The sequence below is a fragment of the Candidatus Nanopelagicus limnes genome (genome assembly GCF_002287885.2).
Lineage (GTDB): Bacteria > Actinomycetota > Actinomycetes > Nanopelagicales > Nanopelagicaceae > Nanopelagicus > Nanopelagicus limnae.
This window is the reverse complement of record NZ_CP016768.2, coordinates 971,675-989,501: the sequence shown is the minus strand read 5'-3', so window position 1 is coordinate 989,501 and position 17,827 is coordinate 971,675. Positions and strand designations below refer to the sequence as shown.

Here is a 17,827-nt window from a genome sequence, read left to right as displayed (position 1 = left end):
ACTTTAGATGCGGACGGCAAAATCGCGCTCCCTTGATATAAAGAAGTAGCCACCTAATAAAAATGAAAAGAGGGCCCAAAATAGACAGCCAATTAGTTGGTAGGCAGTTGGCATTAAGCCATCTATCCAAATTCTTGAATTGGCAGAAAGTATTGGCCCTAGTGGATTTAAATAAAGAATTATGCGATACCAACCATTTAACATATCTGGCTGCCACAAAACAGGGGATGCGTAGAGCCAAATTCTCATAATGTATGAAAGTAATTTAGTGGTGTCTCGGAAGTAAACATTCATAGTTGCAAATAGCAATGAAAGACCAAAACTAGTAATAACAAGTAGTACAAATAAAATCGGAAGAAGCAGGTAATTTGCATTAATTCCTGGCAAGGTGGTGTCATCTAGAAACAACTTGCCGCCAATAACAATTAAAATATAAATAGGAATTGTTGGGAAAAACTGTCTTGCAGCACTTATTGCACTAGATAGTGGTAACAGCGCCCGTGGAAAAGCCTGATTTAAAATCAAACTGCCACCTGATGTAATTGAAGATGCGCCAAGTAATATTGTGTTTTGGGCGAAGTAGAAGGTAAATAAGCCAATTAAAATATGAGCCAAAGTTGTAAAGCCACCACCTTGACCTCTACCACCTTGAATAATAGTTACAAGTAGAAAGTAAATTACTGCTAGAAATAGTGGGTTTAAAACTAACCAAACTTTGCCAAGCTTTGATTCTAAGTACTCTGCCTTATCTGAGAATTTGGACAGCTCAGTTGCAAACTCTCTTCTGCGCCAGAAATCCTTAAAGTAAGGACGCAGCGGGGGCAGCGATGAGCTATGTGGCTCAAATACTTGAATCTTGTTAGCACCCTCAATCATGAGGGCTATTCTGCCACCTTTGATTTAGAACTTACGATCAGACTTGCAATCGTGGTAGTAACTAAGGTTCCAACAATCACAGTTAGCGAGAATTGAGTAGAAATCTCTGGGATCTCAACGCCAAGAATTTTATGAATATCATTTCCATGGATTGCCTCAATGATTAGCTTTACGCCAATAAATCCTAAAATTATCGCCAAACCCTTTGTTAGATAAATAAGTTTAGTCATTAAACCACCAAGCAAAAAGTAAAGTTGGCGCAGACCCATCAGCGCAAATGCATTTGCGGTGAAGACAATATAAGGATCCTTGGTTAATCCAAAAATTGCTGGGATTGAATCAAGTGCGAATACCAAGTCAGTAAAAGCGATTGCCACCAAAACGATTGTTAATGGGGATGCACCACGGTTTCTAAACCAGGTAATTAACTTGCCCTCTTTCCATTCCTTTTCACCAGACTCACTAATTAACTTGTATGCGGTGTAAAGCAGGAAGGCGCCAAATATGTAGAAAACCCAGGTGTATCTTGAAATGGCAGCACTTCCCAAAGCAATAAAGATTCCACGAAGCACCAGCGCCATGATAATTCCAACAAGTAAAACTAATTGTTGTTTGGTTTTATCTATCTTAAATCTAGCCAAAATTAAAATGAAAATAAACAAGTTATCAACTGATAATGAGTATTCAGTAATCCAACCAGCAAAAAACTCTCCACGAGCCTGGGTAGTGTTCCATTCACCGAGTGAGTATCCAAAGATGATTGCAGCGCTGACATAGAAAAATGTCCAAGCGGCTGCCTCTTTCATCGAGGTCTCTTTGTTTCTGCGGATTATCGCTAAAGCTAAGTCAAAGGCAAGTACGGCCAGTAATACTGCGATTGTTACTTCCCATACAGTTGCACTCATTTAGTTAAATACCTTCCCAGGATTTAAAATATTGTTTGGATCTAAAGTTTTCTTTATCGAGCGCATAATACTAACCGCAGGCGCTCCAGTTTCTGCCTCTAATGCCTGAATTTTTCCTGAGCCTATTCCATGTTCGCCGGTGCAAGTGCCGCCCATTTCAATCATTTTCATAGTTATCTCATGAGTTATGTGACGCACATCCTCTAACTCAGCTGGCTTAGCTGGATCAGTAACAATAAAGCAATGAAAGTTTGCATCTGCAACATGTCCAAGTATTGAAAATGGATAAGGATGTTTACTAAGTATTTCCTCTGCCACCGTTACCGCTTCTGCAAGTTTTGAAAGTGGCACAGCAGCATCAGTACTAACTGCGCGCTTTCCTGGGTTTGCTGCAATTCCTGCCCAGTAAGCATTATGCCTTGCTTGCCACAGTTTTCTTCTTGCACCTTCATCAGTAGTCCACTCAAAATCTGATCCACCAAACTCTTCGACTATCTCTTTCACGGAGGCTGCATCCTCGGCAACTCCTTGTGGTGAGCCATGGAATTCAAAAAATAAGGTTGGCACTTCAGCCAAATTAAGTCCATCATGAGCGTTCACATTCTTAATGCACTTCGCATCCAAAAACTCACATCTTGCAATTGAGATACCAGATCTAACAATCGCAGTTGCAGCAGTTACGCCATCAGATAAATTCTTGAATCGAACAATGGCTGCTGCCATCTTCTCTGGAATTCCAAAGACGCGAAGGGTTAACTCGGTGATCACAGCTAATGTGCCCTCTGAGCCAACTAGCAATCTTGTGAGGTCATAACCAGCAGATAATTTTCTTGTCTCTCGGCCGGTCTTGATAACTGTGCCATCTGCCATGACTGCAGTAAGTGCTAAAACATTATCTCGCATTGAACCGTATCTAACTGTGGTGGTACCGGCAGCACCAGTTGCCGCCATGCCACCTAGAGTTGCATCGGCGCCTGGATCTACTGAGAAAAATAATCCAGAGCTGGCTAACTTCTCATTTAGTGCAACTCGATGAACACCCGGTTGAACTCGAACAATTAAATCATCACCTCTTACCTCTATTACCTTATTCATTTGAGTTAAATCTAAAGAAATGCCACCAAATAAAGGCAGTACATGTCCTTCAAGTGATGAACCAGCACCAAAGGCAACTACTGGAATCTTTTCGGAGTTGCAGTAAGCCAAAACTTTAGAAACCTCTTCAGTACTTTGCGGCATGACTACCGCTGATGGGCGCACTGGTGGAATCGCAGATTCATCTCTGCCGTGTTGATCTAAAATTGTTTCATTAGTTGAAACTTGACCAGTAACTAAAGTTTTTAAATGCTCAATTTGCGCAGCAGTTAAATCAACTCGCTTATTTACCATGCATAGATAATACCTGCTTTTAAAAGTATTAATTTAAATGGAAAAAGCATCTTTTTTTGTTAACTTTTTGTTATTAAATAAATAATCATTAATTTACGCATGAAATTATCGTAGTTGCTTAAAGATTTAACTCTGCTAAACTACCTAAGTAACACAACGTTTGACTAGGAGAGTGCACGCCAAACTTAGGTCTATTTGGACCCTTTGACAGTACAAACCCGCATGAAAACACAAACGCACCACAACCAAACCTTCCGTTCGATACCAACACATTCAAAACCACTTGATACCGCTCGTCTTGAAAAATTATTTCAACAACAACTTGATTTGTATAAATCAAATCTTAAGAGTTCAAGTGATGAGTATTTAACTGCGTTAAAAACTATTCCACTGGGTGCGCATTCAACTTTCCAATCCTTTGATCCATATCCAATCTCAATAAAGTCAGCTAAAGGTGCCTGGATGGTCGATGTTGATGGCCGCAAGATGCTTGATCTATCCATGGGCTTTGGCTCAATGTTGGTTGGTCACTTAAATCCTCTAGTAATGGCCGAACTAAAGGCCACATTAGATATTGGAACTTTATACACCGCACCATCTCCAGATTCACGAGACGCTGCTGAGCGTTTATGTCGTCGATTTGGAATTGATCAAATTAGATTTACTAACTCTGGCACTGAATCAACTATGTATGCAGTTAGAACAGCTCGTGCATACACCGGCAAAGAAGGCGTAGTTAAGGTGGAGGGTGGCTACCACGGAAGCGGCGATGCTCTAATGGTTTCAACTAAGCCATCATTAGATAAGGCAGGACCTGAAGATGCTCCAAATTCAGTAATTGGCAACGCTTCAGTTCCAGGTTTGTCATATGTGGTTCCTTACAACAACGCCGAAGCACTTGAGCGTGTATTTGAAAAGTACTCATCAACTATCGCCTGCTTTATTGTTGAACCTGTTTTAGAAAACATTGGAATTGTTTTACCTGATGAGGGATACCTTGAAAAGGTCCGCGAACTATGTGATCAATACAAAATTGTATTAATTTTTGATGAGGTAAAGACTGGTTTAACAGCAGGCCCACAAGGTGCTGCCCAACGCTTAGGTGTAATTCCAGATTTAATTTGCTTAGCAAAATCAATTGGTGGTGGAATTCCACTTGCAGCATTTGGTGGAAAATCAGAATTTATGAAGCCAGTAACTGATGGCCGAATGCCACACCTTGGAACTTTTAATGGTCATATCTTGGCAATGGCTGCGGTAAGAGCAGTGGACACACTTTGTACACCAGAGGCATTAGCAAAGGCAGAATCTTTAAATATCCAAGCACTAACTAGAATTCGCGAAATTATTGATGAGTATGAATTACCTGCGCACACCGTTGGTTTTGGAGTTAAAGGTTGTGTGACTTGGTCTGATCGACCAGTTAGAAATTACCGCGATTACAAAGCAACAGATTTCCAAATTGCAGAGCTTTCTTTCCTATGGTCACTAAACCATGGAATTATGACACCACCAGGATTAGATGAGCAGTGGTTAATCTCGCTAGCCCATGATCAGGCCGAAGTTGATTTTATGGTTAATGACTTTAGGGAATTAGCAAAAACTCTTCGCGGCTAACTTAGGTATTTTGTGGGAAACCTAAATTAATTCCACCATGGCTTGGATCTAACCATCTACTTGTAACAACCTTGCCACGAGTAAAGAAGTGAACGCCCTCTGTGCCATGCGCATGTGAATCACCAAATAATGAGTTCTTCCAACCACCAAATGAGAAGTAAGCCATTGGTACTGGAATCGGTACGTTGATACCAACCATGCCAACCTCAACCTCATTTTGGAAACGTCTTGCAGCTCCACCATCATTAGTAAAGATTGCAGTGCCATTTCCATACTGGTGATCATTTACTAACTTAAGAGCTTCGTCATAACTCTTTACGCGAATAACGCTAAGTACTGGACCAAATATCTCCTCTTGGTAAATGCTCATGCTTGGCTTTACTTGATCAAATAAGGTTGGTCCAAGCCAAAATCCTTCACCATCTACGACAACTTTTCTGCCATCAAAAACAATCTTGGCGCCCTCTTTTTCACCAGCTTCAATATATGAAGCAACCTTGTCGCGGTGCACCTTGGTTACAAGTGGTCCCATGTCAGCACCTTTTGTGCCATCACCGGTTTTAATCTTTGTAGCTCTTTCAGTAATCTTTTCAATTAACTTATCGGCAATTGGTTCAACTGCCACAATTGCAGAGATCGCCATGCATCGCTCACCTGCTGAACCAAATCCTGCGTTAATTGCAGCATCTGCTGCTAAATCTAAATCTGCATCAGGCAAAACGATCATGTGGTTTTTAGCTCCACCGAGTGCTTGCACACGCTTGCCAGCTTTTGTGCCATTCTCATAAACATATTTTGCAATTGGAGTTGAACCAACAAATGAAACGGACTTAATTCCAGGATGGGTTAAGAGTGAATCTACTGAAACTTTATCGCCATGCACAACGTTAAATACACCCTCTGGTAGGCCAGCCTCTTTTAATAATTGGGCAACCAACATAATTGCACTTGGATCCTTCTCGGATGGCTTAACAATGACGGTATTTCCACAAGCAATTGCAATTGGGAAGAACCACATTGGCACCATGGCTGGGAAGTTAAATGGTGAAATGATTGCAACTGGTCCTAATGGTTGGCGAATTGAGTAAACATCAACACCTGTTGAAACTTCCTCTGAAAATCCACCCTTTAGTAAATGGGGGATACCGCAAGCAAACTCCACAACCTCAAGACCGCGAGTTACCTCACCAAAGGCATCACTTAATACCTTGCCATGCTCTTTAGTAATAAGAGCAGCTAATTTCTCTTTGTTTTGATTTACTAATTCACGAAAAGCAAATAACACCTGGGTGCGCTTTGTTAACGAACTGTGTCGCCACGTCTCAAATGCTTTGGTAGCAACATTGACCGCTAAATCAACAGTTTGTGGTGTTGCAAAATTTACCTTTGCACAAATCTGACCTGTAGCTGGGTTATACACGTCACCAGTACGGTCTGATTTTTCATTTGATATTGCGCCATTAATCCAGTGTGAAATATTTTCCATATCGCAACCATACCTCAAAGGTTTTACCGCCATGAAATTACCCCTTCCTACCAAAATAAGGGGATAAGTGATTAGATTGGGCTACATAATTAGGCCAGCCATTAGGGAGCAATGTGAGTACCCCAGAAAATAACCCAGATAAAGCAGCTAAAGTTTTTGCTGATGATCGCGCCAATGTTTTTCACTCATGGTCGGCGCAAGGGCAAATCTCACCAATGACAGTGGCCGGCGGCGCCGGTTCCTACTTCTGGGATTTTAATGGAAAGAAATATTTGGATTTTTCCTGTCAGTTAGTTTTCACAAATATTGGCCATCAACATCCAAAGGTTATTTCAGCAATAAAAGAGCAGGCAGATATTTTGGCAACAGTTGCTCCGCAACATGCTAACGAAGCGCGAAATGAAGCAGCAAAGCGAATTACTTCAGTTGCTGGGGATAGTTTTAAGAAAGTTTTCTTTACAAACGGTGGTGCAGATGGAATTGAAAATGCGATCAGAATGGCCAGACTTCACACCAATAAACATAAAGTTTTATCAACCTATCGTTCCTATCACGGCAATACTGGCTCTGCGATAAATGCAACTGGTGATCCACGAAGATTTCCAAATGAGTTTGGGTTTGGACATGTTCACTTCTGGGGACCTTATCTATATCGCACCGCTTTTTGGGCTACTAACCAAGAAGAGGAATGTCAGAGGGCACTTGAACATTTAGAGCAAACAATTATTTTTGAAGGCCCAAAAACAATTGCAGCAGTTTTAATTGAGTCAGTGCCAGGAACAGCTGGTGTGCTTGTGCCACCTGCTGGTTACTTAGATGGTCTGCGGGCACTCTGTGATAAGTATGAAATCCTTTGGATTGCCGATGAGGTTATGTCTGGCTTTGGTCGAACTGGTAAATGGTTTGGCTTCCAGCACTCAAAATCAACACCAGATTTAATTGTCTTTGCAAAGGGCGTAACTTCAGGTTACATCCCACTTGGTGGAGTAATAATTCCAGAAAAAATTGCTAAAACATTTGATGAAAGAGTATTCCCAGGTGGGCTTACCTATTCGGGCCATCCGATTGCATGCGCGACTGCGGTTGCAACAATTGATGTAATGAAGAGTGAGAAGATGGTTGAAAATGCTGCCAGCATCGGAGAGAAGATTCTTGGTCCTGGGTTAAATGAATTAGCTAAGAAACATCAAGTGATTGGCGACATTAGAGGAGCAGGTGTTTTCTGGGGCGTTGATATGGTCACCGATAGAAAAACCCGTGAACCACTTGCACCATATGGTGCATCTAGTCCAAAGATGAATGAGATTGTGGCAACTTGTAAGAAGAATGGTTTGATGCCATTTAATAACTTCAACCGCATTCACATGGTGCCACCTTGCAATATCTCTGAAAGTGATGCCAAGTTAGGCTTAGAGTTACTATCTAAATCACTAACTGAGATTGGTCTCTAGCATCTAGTAGTTTTAACTAAAGTAATCCACAGTTTTTTCACTCGTGATTACTTCAGTTAGCTAAATTCTTTATAGTTTCCAAACACAAACTTTTGGAGCTATATGAATCTTTCACTACAAATCATCAAGTTAAATCTATTTCTAAAATCAAAGGCAGCCACATTTATTAAGACAGAAAGCCGCGGAGATGTTCCGGGCTGGGTCTTGGTAGTTTTGATGACCACCGCTTTAGTAACTGGAATCTGGTCAATTGCTGCGCCCAAACTAACCACAATCTTGCGCAACTCATTAGATGCAATGGGCGGTATCAGGTAGTTGCGCAGGCTATTACTTGCCCAAAGCCGTGGGTCAGTTGAATCATTTCTAACAATACTTCCGCAAGTTTTTGTATTTTTAGTTATGTTTCAACTGATCTTTATGCAATTTAATATGATGGCAGATACCAACCTTTCTCAAGGTGAGCTAGCCAGAATTGCGATTAATGGTGGCTCAGCTAATTATCAAAGATATCCATTAATTGGCGGTGGTTCGGTATTAGTGGCTAATCAGCAAGGAGTTGTAAAAAAGTTTATGGATTTTGGCAACATATCGCCCCGTAAAGTATTAACGATTGCAGTTGATGAGGATGAAAGTAATTAAATATATAAATAAATCAGACCCAGGCTCTGCGATTGCAGAGTTTTTGATCTTTACTCTCCCTTTTTTCACAGCTTTTCTTATCCTCATTACTGCTATCCAAAATCGATCAATGGCTATTTCTGAAAGTAAAAATCTGGCAAGACAGAGCGTGCGAGCATTTGTAAGCAGTCCTAATGAGGAGTTAGCAAGGGTGCGGGCTTATCAGGTAGTTGAGATCTATAAATCTAAACAATCTAGAACCGCGAGGAGCTTGCGAGAAATAGAACTTGATCTAACCTGCTCTTCTTATCCCTGCTTTACGCCAGGTAATTTAGTAACTGCCACCATCAAAGTGGGAAATGATCAAGTTGCTGTCGCATCAGAGTATGTAGATCTATGGCGATAAAGAAGTGGCTAAATCTTCAAAGCCGTGGCTCATTGATTCCACTTTCCTTTGGCTTCTTTTTGTTAGCCATGAGCCTTGCCCTTATTTCGATCAATATCGCATCTGCATACGCAGTAAAGAAAGAGTTAACCAATGTGGCAGAGAGTGCGATAAATAAATCTGCGCAATCAATTAACTCACTGGCCTATTACGCGCAGCTCAACAGATTTAGCAATAACAAACGAGTACCCCTTGATTGTTTGGCAGCGAATATTAAATTTTATTCACTTATAAAACAGGTGCAGATATCTGGAAAAAGTATCCAAGTAAGCTCATTTAATTGCCAACTTTATGAAGTATCTGCTGAACTTTCGATTATTGGTGATCTACCAATCCAGATTCCATTTATTCATAATGATGCGATAAATAAAGTAATTATTACCACCAAGGTTGGCGCAAGTTCGGTATACATCCCTAATTAGATTACCCTTACCCCATGGCCGCCCGTGATTATCAAGATGAGATAGGCAAGGTTGATTTAACTCTTAAATCAATTGAGCAAGTCTTAAACCTGCCCAAATTAATCGAAACTGCTGCCGATCTAGAACAACAGGCAAGTGTGCCAAATCTTTGGGATGACCCACAAGCAGCTCAAGTTATTACTAGTAAGTTATCTAGAGCCCAGTCAACAATAAATAAGATCAGTTCAATTAGATCAAGATTAAATGATCTGCCCGTAATGGTTGAGTTATCAGCTTCTGAAAGTGATAAAGCAGCCGCCTTTAAAGATGTTGATAAAGAGTTAGATGAGTTAACAAAAGTAATAAATGATCTAGAGGTGCAGACTCTACTAAGTGGTGAGTATGACGAACGTGATGCACTAATGACTATTCGCTCAGAAGCTGGCGGAGTTGAGGCAGCAGATTGGGCGCAGATGTTGATGCGCATGTATGTTAGATACTGCGAGCGGCACAATTACAAAATTGATGTTCTAGAAACCTCCTACGCCGAAGAGGCGGGAATTAAATCAACAACATTTAGAATTTCATCCCCTTATGCCTATGGCCGGCTTTCAGTAGAGCAAGGAACCCATCGCTTAGTTCGTATTTCACCCTTTGATTCCCAATCTCGTCGCCACACATCCTTTGCTGGTGTTGAGGTTGTGCCTGTGGTGGAACAAAGTGATCATATTGAGATTGAAGAAAAAGATTTAAGAGTTGATGTTTACCGCTCCTCTGGTCCTGGTGGACAAGGAGTTAACACCACTGACTCAGCGGTGCGCATTACTCACTTACCATCCGGGATTGTCGTTTCCTGCCAAAATGAAAGATCTCAAATTCAAAACCGTGCAACAGCTATGGCTGTTTTACAATCTAAATTATTAGAACGTCGCAGATTAGAAGAGCGAGCAAAGATGGATGCATTAAAAGGTGATAACACTGGCTCTTGGGGAAATCAAATGAGATCTTATGTTCTTGCTCCTTATCAAATGGTTAAGGATTTACGAACAGATTTTGAAGTTGGAAATCCATCTGGTGTATTAGATGGTGATCTTGATGGATTTATTGAGGCTGGTATTAAATGGCGCAAGGGGCGCGAGTAATCTCACATTTTGCGTTATTTCTCAGCTTTTAATTGCAAAAAGCAGTGGTAAATCACCAGATTAATCTGATTACTTATCTAAACTACTCTTAGTTGATCTACACACCGCATTGAAGGGTTTTAAAATTGATTCGCTTTGAGAATGTAACCAAGTTATATCCAAGACAGGATAAAGCTGCCCTAGGTGGAGTGAATTTGGAAATTACTAAGGGTGAATTCGTTTTCTTAGTTGGATTATCTGGCTCTGGTAAATCAACCTTTTTAAGATTGGTTTTGCGCGAGGAACGCCCAACCTCTGGTGTGATTCATGTGGCAGGCAAAGATTTAAATACGCTGGCAAACCATAAGGTGCCAGAGCTTCGCCGGCAGGTAGGAACAGTTTTCCAAGATTTTAGATTACTGCCAAATAAAACAGTTTCAGAAAATGTTGCCTTCACATTGCATGTGCTTGGCTATTCAAATAAACAAATCAGTCGAGATGTGCCAGAGGTTTTAGAGTTAGTTGGTCTTGAAGAAAAAGGGGATAGAAAGCCAAGTGAGTTATCAGGTGGTGAGCAACAAAGAGTTGCCATCGCTAGAGCCTACGTCTCTCGCCCTACGATTTTAATTGCTGATGAGCCAACTGGAAATCTAGATCCAGCCACATCGGTAGGAATTATGAAATTACTTGATCGCATCAACCGAGAGGGCACTACAGTTGTAATGGCAACCCATGATGCTGGAATTGTCGATCAGATGCGTAAGCGAGTTATTGAATTAGAAGGTGGTCATGTCATCCGAGATCAGGCTCGTGGTGTCTATGGCTATACCGGCTAAAGCGAAGATAAGAAAAGATAGGGTTACCAAATGCGCGCTAAATTTGTAATGAGTGAAGTGGGCATTGGCCTGCGCCGAAATCTAACTATGACATTTGCAGTAGTTATTACAGTTGCAATCTCACTATCCCTGCTTGGCATTGGCTTACTTGCAAACTCACAGGTGCGGGTTATGAAAGATTATTGGTATGACAAGATTGAGGTTTCAATATTTCTATGTGGTTCACTTTCTGAAGGACAATCTTGCGCCAATGGCGTAATCACACAGGATCAAAAAATTGGTATTCAAAAGGATTTGCAAGCACTTCCTGTTGTGCAAGAGGTTTACTATGAATCACAGAGTGAAGCATTTAAGCGTTTCCAAGAAAGATTTAAAGGATCTGCAATTGCTCAAAATGTCACACCAGATCAACTTCCAGAATCATTTCGCGTAAAGCTTAAGGATCCAACAAAGTTTGCCGTAATTGAAAGTGCGTTCGCTGGCCGACCAGGTGTTGATATTGTGCAAGATCAGCAGGCAATTTTAGAGAAGTTCTTTAGATTGCTCGGTGTCTTGCGAAATGGTGCACTAGCAATTGGCGCAGCTTCGGTATTAACTGCCGCATTATTAATAAGTAACACCTTACGTATTGCTGCCTTTAATAGAAGGCGTGAAACTGGGGTTATGAAGTTAGTTGGTGCATCTAGTTTTTCAATCCAATTACCTTTCTTACTTGAAGGAGTATTTGCAGCTGTATTTGGTTGGTTAGTTTCAACAGGATTTCTTGCTGGCTTTAAAGCCATTGTGGATTCCAAAGTGGCACCACTTTTGACCTTTACCCAATTTTTCACCTGGAAAGATGTTTGGGTTGCAAGTGCTTGGTTACTACTAACTGGCTTACTTGTCTCAGGAATAGCATCGGTTGTAACCCTTCGTAAATACCTAAAGGTTTAAATACCACCAAACAATTTAGATTGGGGGTTGCTTGTGGTCAAAGAGTTAGGCAAGAAGTTAATTGCCCAAAATAAAAGCGCCCGTCATGATTACTTTATTGAAGAGGTCTATGAGTGTGGTTTGGTCTTAACCGGTACTGAGGTTAAATCCTTAAGAGCAGGACGTGCCTCATTAACTGATGGTTATGCGATGGCTAAAGATGGTGAGATCTGGGTCAGTGGCATTCATATTCCTGAATACAACCAAGGCTCTTGGACAAATCATCCACCACGGCGGGATCGTAAATTACTTTTGCATAAGCGAGAGATTGCTCAAATTTCAGGTGTGATTAAACAAGGTGGCTTAACCTTAATTCCACTTTCACTTTACTTTAAAGATGGCAAAGCCAAGGTTGAGATCGCAGTTGCTAAGGGAAAGAAAGCTCATGACAAGCGAAATACATTGATGGAACGCCAATCTAATCGTGAAGTCGAGCGCGAAGTATCTAATCGCCGATCAGGTAAATCTAACTAAATAAATGACGCTACGAATTGAAACGGAGCGTTTAGTTTTACGCCCGATGCTCATGAGTGATGTGGATGATTTATATGAGTATCAATCTAATCCAGAAATTGTCCGATATATACCTTGGCCTGCTAGAACGATGACGCAGGTAAAAGAGGCAGCACAAAACACAATAGATACTACAAAGAGTGATTTAGTAGAGATTAATGATCATATTGTTTTAGTTTGGGAGCTAAAGAATTCTGGCAAAGTTATTGGGCAATCAAACATGGGATTGATTTCAAAAGAACATAAAACTTCAAATATAGGCTGGGTTACTCATCAAGATTTTCAGAGCAAGGGATATGCATTTGAAGCGACAAAGTCACTACTAGCTTATGCATTTACTAACTTTGATTTACATCGAGTAATTGCAGATATTGATACTCGAGTACAGATTTCTGCTAATTTGGCCGAAAAGCTTGGGATGAGGCGCGAAGGCACATTTGTTGAAGGTGAGTTTTTTAAAGGTGAATGGTGCGATATGTGGCTTTACTCAATCTTAAAGAGAGAATTCTCCGTTTAATTAATAGGTGATTTCTTAATTGTCATCACTGTTCCGTACAATAAGCACACAACTAAATATAGAAAAAGTAATTTCGCTTTAATCTTGGGGGTGAACGGTCTCGACTTTAGTCGTTACTTCAAGGCAAGCGGGCCGAGGAAGCCGTGATGATCTCGTTAACCACAAAAACATGGCAAACTATAAGCGCAAGTAAAACTGCCGCTGATTATCAACTAGCTGCCTAAGCTAGCTCTGTTATCCGTTACCCGAAGTTTGTTCTCGCCTTCGGATCTAACGTCGCCAGAGGACTTACCCCTAACCGTGTTACGGAGGTTAATGGGGACATAAATCTGTAACTGAGTCCGCAAACTACTTGTGCATGTGAGAGTTTGGACTGAGAAAGCGTTAATTGCACTACGCCCGTAGAAACTTTGAAGCAGTGCTAGAGGACCCGGGTTCGATTCCCGGCACCTCCACCATTTATATTTTTGGTATTACCTTTATTACTCGATAGATCGCAATGACTGCAGTTGTTATTCCAAATACACCTATAACTCTTGCCCCAATTGAGTTCACATTAATCACTAGAAATACTCCAATAAAAATTGCAATCATTGCAATTAGGAATGCAAGAATCTTTATGACTGCAAGTGGAAGTAAGCGTTGCGGTAAGTAGGTAAGTGCAAGTGAGATAGGCCCGCCTAAAGCTGTTAATGAAATGATTAAACTAGCGAAGAGGGCTAGTGATTCCAAGGTGTTACTTACCCAGAACCTTCAGTATTTCCAGCCTCAGCAGCAGTTACATCATTAATCTGATACTTCTTAATAGCTTTCTTAACCTTACGCTTATTAATTACTCCGGCCTTTTCTAATTGGGACAAGGCAGCTACTGCGATGGACTCAGCATCAACCTTAAAGTGGCGACGAAGTGCTCCACGTGTATCGGATAATCCAAAGCCATCTGTGCCAAGTGAGTAGAAAGGTTGTTTCACCCAAGGCGCAATTTGATCTTGGACTGATCTCATAAAATCACTAACTGCAATTACTGGACCTTTTTCCCGCTTTAACTTCTTGGTAATAAAGGCGCTCAACTTCTTATCTGGATTAAGTAGGTTATGGCGATCAACTGCTAAACCATCACGGCGAAGCTCATTCCATGAGGTGACTGAGTAAATAGTGGCCGCAATCTTAAAATCATCATTTAGAAGTTTTTGTGCTTTTAGTGCCCAGTTAACTGAAACACCTGAGGCAAGGATCGCCACCTTCTTACTACGCCATCTAAGTGGCTTTTTAAGTAGGTAGATGCCTTTTAGTAAGCCATCAACATCTAATTTTTCAGGCTCAGCAGGTTGTTGGTATGGCTCGTTATAAACAGTTAGGTAGTAGTAAACATTCTCACTATTTTCACCATACATTCTTCGAAGACCATCTTTAACAATATGTCCGACCTCATATCCAAAGGCTGGGTCATAAGAAATAACAGCAGGATTAGTTGAAGCTAGTAACAATGAGTGACCATCTTCATGCTGTAAACCTTCACCATTTAATGTTGTTCGACCAGCGGTAGCACCTAATACAAAGCCTCTAACTAATTGATCACTTGCTGCCCAAAATGAGTCACCAGTTCGTTGGAAACCAAACATTGAGTAGAAAATATAAATAGGAATCATTGGTTCATCATGTGTTGAGTATGAGGAGCCAACTGCGGTAAAGGAGGCAACAGAGCCTGCCTCATTAATTCCCTCATGCAAGATCACACCCTCTTTAGACTCTTTGTAAGAGAGCATTAACTCCCTATCAACAGATGTGTAACTCTGACCTTGCGGTGAGTAGATCTTTAAAGTTGGAAATAGTGAATCCATACCAAAAGTTCTAGCCTCATCTGGAATGATTGGCACAAATCTCTTACCAATATTTGGATCCTTAATTAAATCCTTAAGTAATCTGACAAATGCCATGGTGGTTGCAATCTCTTGGGTGCCTGAGCCGCGTTTTACAGACTCATAACTTTCATCTTTTGGTTGTTGCAAAGCCTTTGAAACACTTCGTCTTGCTGGCAAGGAGCCACCTAACTCTTTGCGACGAGACATCATGTATTGATACTCAGGAGATTCAATTCCAGGGTGGCAATATGGCGGAAGCTTTGCGTCCAACTCTTCATCTTTAAGAGGTATAAATAAGCGATCTCTAAAGAGCTTTAAATCTTCCAGAGTCATCTTCTTCATCTGATGAGTTGAATTCCTTGCCTCAAAGTGTGAACCCAATGTCCAGCCCTTAATTGTCTTTGCCAAAATTACAGTTGGCCTGCCATTGTGTTCACTAGCTGCCTTATATGCAGCATATAGTTTTTGATAATCATGGCCACCACGTTTTAGATTCCAAATATCATCATCACTCCAAGATGTAACCATCGCCGCAGTTCTTGGATCTCTACCAAAGAAGTTATCTCTAACAAATGCGCCATTTTCAGATTTAAAGGTTTGGAAATCTCCATCTGGAGTCTTATTCATTAAATCAACTAACGCACCTTCACGGTCTGCTGCCAGCAGTGGATCCCACTCACGGCCCCAAACCACCTTAATTACATTCCAACCAGCACCACCAAAGACTGACTCAAGCTCTTGAATGATCTTGCCATTACCTCGTACTGGTCCATCTAATCTTTGCAAATTACAGTTAACAACAAAGGTTAAGTTATCTAAACCTTCACGGGCAGCCAGTGAAATAGCGCTTAAGGTTTCTGGCTCATCAATTTCACCATCTCCTAAAAATGCCCAAACATTTTGATCACTTGTATCTTTAAAACCACGAGCATCAAGGTAGCGATTAAATCTTGCTTGATAGATTGCATTAATTGGACCAATTCCCATTGAAACAGTTGGGAACTCCCAAAAGTTTGGCATCAATCTTGGATGAGGATATGAAGATAAGCCGCCACCATCATGTGATAACTCTTGGCGGAAACCATCTAATTGCTTTTGGGTAAGGCGTCCTTCCATAAATGCTCTTGCATACATTCCAGGGGAGGCATGTCCTTGGAAAAATATTTGATCCCCACCACCGGCATGCTCTTTACCGCGAAAGAAGTGATTAAAACCAACCTCATATAAAGAAGCACTAGATGCGTAAGTTGAAATATGTCCACCAACACCAACACCAGGACGTTGGGCTCTGTGCACCATAACCGCGGCGTTCCATCTTATATATGCACGAATTCTTCGCTCTAAGAACTCATCGCCTGGAAAGGTTGGCTCAAGTGCAGGTGGAATTGTGTTTATGTAATCAGTTGTGCGAAGTCCTGAGACACCAACATTTTTTTCATTTGCCCTTTGCAGTAATGAAAGCATTAAGTAACGAGCTCTTACCGGACCTGCGTTTTTTAAAACCGCATCAAATGATTGGCGCCATTCAGCGCTCTCAGTTGGATCGGTATCAACTAATTGGTCCACCAAGTGGTCTGGGGCCTTAAAGTTTTCACTCACGGGCTTATTCTCTCTCCTAAAGGGGGGTTTGGTCATATTTTTGCCAAGCCACAGGCGTGATCTGTCTTAAATTGCGCACTTTCAGGAGTTGCACCAATAGCCAAAGTTGGGTGGACTACTCCTAATGAATTCAGCCCAGGCACCTGCTGCCACCGTTGAACGGCTTGGCATAAAAGTAGATCAACTAATTCTTGAGGTTGGTTTTGATCAATCAGATTGTGATCAAATTATTCGTGATGCAATAAATGCTAAAACTGGAAACAAATTTTTAGATGCCACCTCACAAGAGGTAGTGGACGCGGTAATTTTGTGGTGGCGAGATGGTGATGGTGATTTAGTTGATGAGTTAGTAGATGCCCTTACCTACCTAACCGAAGATGGAGCGATCTGGTTATTCACACCAAAGGTTGGAAGAGCAGGTTATGTTGAATCAAGTGATATTCAAGATGCGGCCCCCACAGCAGGCATGTCACAAACCACCTCATTTTCAGCTTGCGCTGATTGGAGTGCAACAAGATTAATTGCCCGCCATGCTGGCAGTAATAAAAAGAAAAGTAAGTAAACCCCAACTAAAAGGAGAGATATCAATGGCACTGGCAATTGGAAGTGTGGCACCTGATTTTGAGTTAGTAAATCAACATGGTGAGAAGATCTCATTATCATCCTTTAAGGGCAAGAAAAATGTTGTAGTGATCTTTTATCCGTTTGCCTTCTCAGGTATTTGCACTGGTGAGCTATGCGCACTACGCGATGATCTATCAGCTTTTCAAAATGATAATGTTGAATTAATCGCAATCTCTTGTGATCCCATGTATGCAAATAAAGTATTTGCTGAGCAAGAGGGCTATAAGTTCCAAGTACTCTCTGATTTTTGGCCACATGGCGCTGTTGCTAAGGCGTATGGCACATTTGAAGAGAGTCGAGGATGCGCTAAACGTGGCACATTTATCATTGGTAAAGATGGCAATTTAAAGTGGCAGATTGTTAACGGCCTTGGTGATGCTCGTAATATTGTTGAATATAAGGCAGCACTTTCAGCCTTATAGATAGAGATAATTGGGAGTAATGCTGATCTACTAGTAATATTCCCACTCTCACCGGGTGGTTAGCTCAGTGGTAGAGCGCCTCGTTTACACCGAGGATGTCGGGGGTTCGAAACCCTCACCGCCCACGCAGCACGCATAGCAACTTACTTTGTTAATTAATTTCAGGATGTAAG

General features: G+C 41.3%; 19 protein-coding genes, 1 tRNA gene and 1 other RNA gene. 15 read left to right on the top strand and 6 right to left on the bottom strand.

The features are described 5' to 3' along the window. Window positions 1–3 precede the first annotated feature (3 nt). From B1s21122_RS05015 to B1s21122_RS05005, 3 genes are read right to left on the bottom strand one after another with little or no spacing between them, the layout of a single operon-like run. Window positions 4–876, bottom strand: a complete 873-nt coding sequence (locus B1s21122_RS05015; protein WP_095680335.1) for an ABC transporter permease — start codon at window positions 874–876, stop codon at window positions 4–6. A gap of 5 nt (window positions 877–881) precedes the next feature. Next, window positions 882–1,781, bottom strand: coding sequence for a TerC family protein (locus B1s21122_RS05010; RefSeq protein ID WP_095680336.1), 900 nt, complete (start codon window positions 1,779–1,781; stop codon window positions 882–884). Next, complete coding sequence (locus B1s21122_RS05005) at window positions 1,782–3,170, bottom strand: FAD-binding oxidoreductase (protein ID WP_095680337.1); 1,389 nt, start codon at window positions 3,168–3,170, stop codon at window positions 1,782–1,784. It lies immediately after the preceding gene. Window positions 3,171–3,374: 204 nt separating this feature from the next. Here B1s21122_RS05005 and B1s21122_RS05000 point away from each other — a divergent pair, with 204 nt between their 5' ends. After that, on the top strand, window positions 3,375–4,787 hold the full coding sequence (locus B1s21122_RS05000; RefSeq protein WP_095680338.1) for an aspartate aminotransferase family protein: 1,413 nt from the start codon (window positions 3,375–3,377) through the stop codon (window positions 4,785–4,787). A 1-nt stretch (window position 4,788) separates the two neighbouring features. Here the strand turns inward: B1s21122_RS05000 and B1s21122_RS04995 are convergent, their stop codons facing one another. Next, a complete protein-coding gene (locus tag B1s21122_RS04995; RefSeq protein WP_095681230.1) occupies window positions 4,789–6,273 on the bottom strand; it encodes a CoA-acylating methylmalonate-semialdehyde dehydrogenase in 1,485 nt (494 codons plus the stop codon). Between the two features lie 113 nt (window positions 6,274–6,386). Between B1s21122_RS04995 and B1s21122_RS04990 the strand changes: the two genes are divergently transcribed. The 11 genes from B1s21122_RS04990 (at window position 6,387) to ssrA (ending at window position 13,605) form a co-directional block, all read left to right on the top strand. Next, window positions 6,387–7,724 (top strand): aspartate aminotransferase family protein, encoded by a 1,338-nt coding sequence (locus B1s21122_RS04990; protein ID WP_095680339.1) that lies wholly within the window; start codon window positions 6,387–6,389, stop codon window positions 7,722–7,724. 102 nt (window positions 7,725–7,826) lie between these two features. After that, window positions 7,827–8,039 (top strand): hypothetical protein, encoded by a 213-nt coding sequence (locus B1s21122_RS04985; protein ID WP_223299045.1) that lies wholly within the window; start codon window positions 7,827–7,829, stop codon window positions 8,037–8,039. Continuing rightward, window positions 8,040–8,363: a hypothetical protein gene (locus B1s21122_RS04980; RefSeq protein WP_095680340.1), complete on the top strand. Its 324-nt coding sequence runs from the start codon at window positions 8,040–8,042 to the stop codon at window positions 8,361–8,363. Between the two features lie 109 nt (window positions 8,364–8,472). Continuing rightward, window positions 8,473–8,748 (top strand): hypothetical protein, encoded by a 276-nt coding sequence (locus tag B1s21122_RS04975; RefSeq protein WP_223299044.1) that lies wholly within the window; start codon window positions 8,473–8,475, stop codon window positions 8,746–8,748. After that, window positions 8,739–9,209 (top strand): hypothetical protein, encoded by a 471-nt coding sequence (locus tag B1s21122_RS04970; protein ID WP_095680342.1) that lies wholly within the window; start codon window positions 8,739–8,741, stop codon window positions 9,207–9,209. Before B1s21122_RS04975 ends, B1s21122_RS04970 begins: the two co-directional genes overlap by 10 nt. Window positions 9,210–9,223: 14 nt before the next feature. Beyond that, window positions 9,224–10,330, top strand: a complete 1,107-nt coding sequence (gene prfB / locus B1s21122_RS04965; protein WP_095680343.1) for a peptide chain release factor 2 — start codon at window positions 9,224–9,226, stop codon at window positions 10,328–10,330. Window positions 10,331–10,455: 125 nt separating this feature from the next. After that, window positions 10,456–11,145: a cell division ATP-binding protein FtsE gene (gene ftsE / locus B1s21122_RS04960; protein ID WP_095680344.1), complete on the top strand. Its 690-nt coding sequence runs from the start codon at window positions 10,456–10,458 to the stop codon at window positions 11,143–11,145. Between the two features lie 30 nt (window positions 11,146–11,175). Next, window positions 11,176–12,078, top strand: coding sequence for a permease-like cell division protein FtsX (ftsX, locus tag B1s21122_RS04955; protein ID WP_095680345.1), 903 nt, complete (start codon window positions 11,176–11,178; stop codon window positions 12,076–12,078). A gap of 33 nt (window positions 12,079–12,111) precedes the next feature. After that, on the top strand, window positions 12,112–12,591 hold the full coding sequence (smpB, locus tag B1s21122_RS04950) for an SsrA-binding protein SmpB (RefSeq protein ID WP_095680346.1): 480 nt from the start codon (window positions 12,112–12,114) through the stop codon (window positions 12,589–12,591). Window positions 12,592–12,595: 4 nt separating this feature from the next. Then, the gene (locus tag B1s21122_RS04945; RefSeq protein WP_095680347.1) at window positions 12,596–13,147 is read left to right on the top strand and encodes a GNAT family N-acetyltransferase; all 552 of its coding nucleotides are present in this window, start codon (window positions 12,596–12,598) and stop codon (window positions 13,145–13,147) included. Window positions 13,148–13,233: 86 nt separating this feature from the next. Beyond that, window positions 13,234–13,605: a transfer-messenger RNA gene (ssrA, locus tag B1s21122_RS04940) on the top strand. Between the two features lies 1 nt (window position 13,606). On the opposite strand, the gene B1s21122_RS04935 is transcribed toward ssrA, so the two are convergent. Continuing rightward, window positions 13,607–13,879 (bottom strand): phosphatase, encoded by a 273-nt coding sequence (locus B1s21122_RS04935; protein ID WP_095680348.1) that lies wholly within the window; start codon window positions 13,877–13,879, stop codon window positions 13,607–13,609. A gap of 8 nt (window positions 13,880–13,887) precedes the next feature. Beyond that, on the bottom strand, window positions 13,888–16,644 hold the full coding sequence (aceE, locus tag B1s21122_RS04930; protein WP_420021992.1) for a pyruvate dehydrogenase (acetyl-transferring), homodimeric type: 2,757 nt from the start codon (window positions 16,642–16,644) through the stop codon (window positions 13,888–13,890). Between the two features lie 88 nt (window positions 16,645–16,732). On the opposite strand from aceE, the gene B1s21122_RS04925 reads away from it, so the two are divergent. From B1s21122_RS04925 to B1s21122_RS04915, 3 genes are all read left to right on the top strand, one after another. Further along, on the top strand, window positions 16,733–17,170 hold the full coding sequence (locus tag B1s21122_RS04925) for a DUF3052 domain-containing protein (protein ID WP_095680350.1): 438 nt from the start codon (window positions 16,733–16,735) through the stop codon (window positions 17,168–17,170). 25 nt (window positions 17,171–17,195) lie between these two features. Continuing rightward, the gene (locus B1s21122_RS04920) at window positions 17,196–17,654 is read left to right on the top strand and encodes a peroxiredoxin (protein WP_095681232.1); all 459 of its coding nucleotides are present in this window, start codon (window positions 17,196–17,198) and stop codon (window positions 17,652–17,654) included. A 53-nt stretch (window positions 17,655–17,707) separates the two neighbouring features. After that, window positions 17,708–17,779, top strand: a tRNA-Val gene (locus tag B1s21122_RS04915). Window positions 17,780–17,827 lie beyond the last annotated feature (48 nt).

Coding starts and splice junctions, on each gene's coding strand:
- B1s21122_RS04920 (WP_095681232.1), top strand. CDS start 17,196: ATGGCACTGGCAATTGGAAGTGTGGCACCTGATTTTGAGTTAGTAAAT.
- B1s21122_RS04925 (WP_095680350.1), top strand. CDS start 16,733: ATGAATTCAGCCCAGGCACCTGCTGCCACCGTTGAACGGCTTGGCATA.
- B1s21122_RS04995 (WP_095681230.1), bottom strand. CDS start 6,273: ATGGAAAATATTTCACACTGGATTAATGGCGCAATATCAAATGAAAAA.
- B1s21122_RS04945 (WP_095680347.1), top strand. CDS start 12,596: ATGACGCTACGAATTGAAACGGAGCGTTTAGTTTTACGCCCGATGCTC.
- B1s21122_RS05005 (WP_095680337.1), bottom strand. CDS start 3,170: ATGGTAAATAAGCGAGTTGATTTAACTGCTGCGCAAATTGAGCATTTA.
- B1s21122_RS05015 (WP_095680335.1), bottom strand. CDS start 876: ATGATTGAGGGTGCTAACAAGATTCAAGTATTTGAGCCACATAGCTCA.
- prfB (WP_095680343.1), top strand. CDS start 9,224: ATGGCCGCCCGTGATTATCAAGATGAGATAGGCAAGGTTGATTTAACT.
- B1s21122_RS04975 (WP_223299044.1), top strand. CDS start 8,473: ATGGCTATTTCTGAAAGTAAAAATCTGGCAAGACAGAGCGTGCGAGCA.
- B1s21122_RS04985 (WP_223299045.1), top strand. CDS start 7,827: ATGAATCTTTCACTACAAATCATCAAGTTAAATCTATTTCTAAAATCA.
- ftsX (WP_095680345.1), top strand. CDS start 11,176: ATGCGCGCTAAATTTGTAATGAGTGAAGTGGGCATTGGCCTGCGCCGA.
- B1s21122_RS04970 (WP_095680342.1), top strand. CDS start 8,739: ATGGCGATAAAGAAGTGGCTAAATCTTCAAAGCCGTGGCTCATTGATT.
- aceE (WP_420021992.1), bottom strand. CDS start 16,644: ATGACCAAACCCCCCTTTAGGAGAGAGAATAAGCCCGTGAGTGAAAAC.
- B1s21122_RS05010 (WP_095680336.1), bottom strand. CDS start 1,781: ATGAGTGCAACTGTATGGGAAGTAACAATCGCAGTATTACTGGCCGTA.